Annotated in this window: 3 protein-coding genes; 2 read left to right on the forward strand and 1 reads right to left on the reverse strand. The window is 48.1% G+C overall.

The features are described 5' to 3' along the window. Positions 1-608: class I SAM-dependent methyltransferase (locus ACWVCM_RS13295; protein ID WP_455202244.1), on the forward strand; the 608-nt coding region annotated here is incomplete at its 5' end. Positions 609-611: 3 nt separating this feature from the next. Then, positions 612-1,151 carry a DUF2878 domain-containing protein gene (locus tag ACWVCM_RS13300; RefSeq protein ID WP_455202245.1) on the forward strand — a complete coding sequence of 180 codons (540 nt, stop codon included), beginning with the start codon at positions 612-614 and terminating at the stop codon, positions 1,149-1,151. A 112-nt stretch (positions 1,152-1,263) separates the two neighbouring features. On the opposite strand, the gene ACWVCM_RS13305 is transcribed toward ACWVCM_RS13300, so the two are convergent. Further along, a partial coding sequence (locus ACWVCM_RS13305) for a C25 family cysteine peptidase (protein ID WP_455202246.1) occupies positions 1,264-4,079 on the reverse strand: 2,816 nt, incomplete at its 5' end.

Genomic DNA, 4,079 nt, shown 5'->3' on the forward strand with positions numbered 1-4,079 from the left:
CGACGATTTCTAAAAATCAGTATGACTGGGCAAAACGCCGTATACAGGAAGAACAGCTTGACGATAAAATTACCCTGTTATTTGAAGATTACCGGAAACTACAGGGAAAGTACGACAAACTCGTATCCATTGAAATGATTGAAGCAGTAGGCCATCGTTATTACGATACCTTCTTTAAAAAATGCAGCGATCTCCTCAAACCTGAAGGTATGATGTTAATCCAGGCGATCACCATTGCCGACCAACGTTATGAACAGGCGAAAAATTCGGTGGATTTCATTCAACGATATATTTTCCCGGGCAGTTGTATCCCATCGAACACTGCGCTGCTTAATTCGACGACGCAAGCATCTGATTTGCGCTTATTTCACATGGAAGACATTGGACCACACTATGCGACCACGTTGAGATTGTGGAAAGAAAAACTCTTCCAGAATCGTGACAAAATCAGGCAGCAGGGTTATCCCGATTCACTGATCCGCATGTGGGATTTTTATCTCTGCTATTGTGAGGGCGGCTTTTTCGAACGGGCTATTAGTGATGTACATTATATCTTTACCAGGCCACTGAACCGCCATAAACCAGTTTTGCCGGATATTCGGTTATAACGAATGAAAATGATGATTAACTTTATACTGTTCCAGGCTGGCTGGTTTGCCTGTGTGATCAGTGCCGCCAGGCAACAGGAATGGTTAGCCTTGATAGCTCTTGGCACTGTCATTGCCATTCACTTATTGCTGGTAAAAGATCGGATTTCTGAAATGCAACTCATCCTTATCGCGGGAATCACAGGGTTACTGCTGGATTCAAGCCTGATTGCCCTGGGAGTTTTTACCCCGGTAAACAACATCGATTATTATGGAATAGCGCCGTTGTGGCTGGTGGGAATGTGGATGCTGTTCGGCATTACCATTAATCATAGTTTGCGTTGGCTGGACCAACGCTACATCTTTGCTGCACTGCTCGGTTTTGTATTTGCGCCTATTGCCTATTTGGCAGGGCAAAAACTCGGCGCGTTGACCTTCCCCCCGGATAACTCACATATGATCAGCTTGCTGATTATTGGTGCTTGCTGGTTACTGGTCACTCCCCTGCTTCTACTCGCTTCCCGATTTATATATTCTCGCGATTTCCATCGCAGCTGTTCCTGACGTGGCATGAGCCTGCAATGGTTTTTTGTATTGTTGAAAGGACCTATCCCCTACCCTCCATTAAGAATGGAGGGAGGGGATTGTTATACCGGTTCAGTGAATTCCTCTTATACTAGTTCGTTTCCGATGCGAGTTCGTCCACTGCACTGGTTTCTGTTTCTACCGCACTGGTTTCCGTTTCCGCGGTTATTTCAGCTTCCGTTCCTGCAGTCGCTTCCGCGGTAACGTTGATTGTGTCGCTTACGTCGGCGAGCGTAAGTGTTTCGGGAAATTTCTCAACTAGTAGATCAGAAATTTTCTGAAAGCGGAAACGTTCTATTGTGCCATTTTGTTTAATGCTGTTGACGAACAGGCTGATTTTCTTCTCGGCAACATATGCATCAGTAACGGCGTCCAGAATGATGCGGTAATCAGGCAAACTCTTCCGGGCGTACCATCCCCTGTCGCTATCCCCTTCTACTGCTGGTTGCAGTTGCATGCGAACCAGGGATTGACTGACATGACCATGCTGATGAATGATGGCTTTCACCATGCCAGATACCCATAGCGGACCTACTACTTCACAAGTGTCCATAAACGGCCGGTATCCCACTTTAGTGACGGTGACTTCCATCTCACCAATGTTGGTACTGCTAATATCAAAACTGGCTATACCGGCAGCATTGGTACTCTCCTGCCGTGTAAAGGCGCCCTGTTTGATTTCTACCGTGGCACCCACCAGTGGTACATCAAAAAACAGAACACGACGAGTCACCGTTACTTTAAAGGGTTGGCGTTTATCCAGTTGTTTTTTGAAATTCACCTTCATGGTTTTGGGTGTACCGACCCACACCGGCATTTCCGGGTCACCAATCAAATTCAGCGTGAATATATGCCACTTGTTGCAGTTAACATTACCGCTGGCAGTGCTAATTTCATCGCAGCGAGAATCGTTAATTAGCCCCAGGTGGCGCGTGGTATCCATGCGTTTGAAAAATGCCCGCTGGAAGTTATCACCCACGCCAATCCAGGAGAATCGTGAGTTGCCCACATAGGCCACGGCGCCGCCATTGGGGTTATAAACCAGGTGCTCACTCACTGCATCTTCACCATCGAACTGACTGGTAAGACAGGAATCGGCATAACCAATCATGCTGTGATAACCATTGGTGAGCGTCTGTGCCATAGCGATATCCAGACCACTGGTACCACCAGGACCACCATGCCCTGACAGGCTGACAAAGTGCGGATCATTGTTTAATGCGTCTTCTACACGATCTTGCGTTAAATGCTGAATCGGCGCAGCCGCCATTTGTGCGGGCGTAAGATCTATCTCATCTTCATAGAGGCGGTTCACCAGGTTTAACTGCGGATGATCAGTAGCGACCTGTTCCCTTAACAGTTCCTGATCACTCATAGAGCCATCCGGATCTGCAAAGTCTAATATAAACCGGTCTGGTGTCAGCTCAGCAGCGATGCCATAGAACACGATCCAGTTGGTGGGCTTTGGAATATGAATGGCGCCAACGAATGGAATATTAATCGTGATTTCGCTGACTGAGAGGTCGTTCTCACTGACCGCATAATACCAGCCAGGGCTGCCGGCGGAGGCGGTTCGATTGTAGGCTTTGATCCGTAGATCCGTATCTGACATCTTGACGATCAACCGCCAGTTTAAATCACCGGGAATATCTTTGAGTTTCATCAAGCTATGGTTATCACCGGCACCATGATAGTAACGATTATTACTCGGTGGAAAGGTGGCGGTACTGCTGAAATGAATACGACCGCCCCAGTTGGATGAAATAAGTAATAATTTTCTTGGCCAACTACTGCTTAATGAGCCACCATCCGGTTTGCGGAATTTTTCATAGGCGATGACCTTGTTAACAAAGGCTTCTGCTTGTGAGGTCGACGACACCGGTGCACGCCCTACACTCACATCAGCCTGGTAATCGACGCCGTCATGGTCGGTGTTGTATCGATGCTGGCCGTAGATACCGTTGTTCAACAAATCCCAGTCATGCAAACCGGGCTGGTTATAATTGGCACCCACTAGACTGGCATAGTAGAAATCAGTGGGTAATGTGTTCCATTGATACAGGAACTGTAAGCTAGCATTCACCTCGGCTGAGGGACCATTTACACGCACGTAGTTGGTTGGCACTGCTGAGCGAGTGCTATAACTGTCATCCGTGGTAAAGAACCAGCCACGTTGTGTAGTACTGGAACTGCCGGTGGCATCAAAGGGTATAAAAAGACCATTATCAGGCCTTACCAGTAAGTGATCGGTACGGCCACCGGGCCACCACTCACCGGGGTTAACAACATGCATCCTCATGTAGCTGCCAGTCCAGTATGACTTGTTATCATTGGGCGGATTGGTGCTTTCCTTATTTATGTGTCCCCGTAACGCACCGGCAACTTGCCGCACTGGCACAATATTGATATCACCACCCAGCAATAGCCAGGAAACGCCCCAGTTATTATGAGCCCACTTCAGGAAGTTGCGAATCACTTCCTGCAGATCCCGCGCACCACTCGTAAAGTTACCGTAAATACCGTTGACTATCTGGGTAATGGTCACTACCTTCGATTTCAATCCACGGGTAGCCTTCCAGTCTGCCAGTTTTTGAAAGGTTTCGGTAAGGTCCCCTGCATCGCCCAGTGGTGTAATGGTATTTGCATCCCAACGCCGGTCGTCGGTAATAATGAGGTAATCCACCTGGCCGATAAACACAGGAAACAGCTCGCTGAAATCCCAGACAGCCTCCGGGTTGACGACGCGTTCTTTTGCCAGGGACACCAGGCGCGTTGCCTGTACTTTATTGTTCACTGATTTTACAAAGGGCGCAGCCATGAACGAAACCGCTTTGTCTGCGGTCTCCGGTATCGCACCACGAGGACTGTATTCGACCGTTACTTCTGTCTGCAGGTAAAAGTCCAGTC

Source organism: Kaarinaea lacus (genome assembly GCF_975902315.1).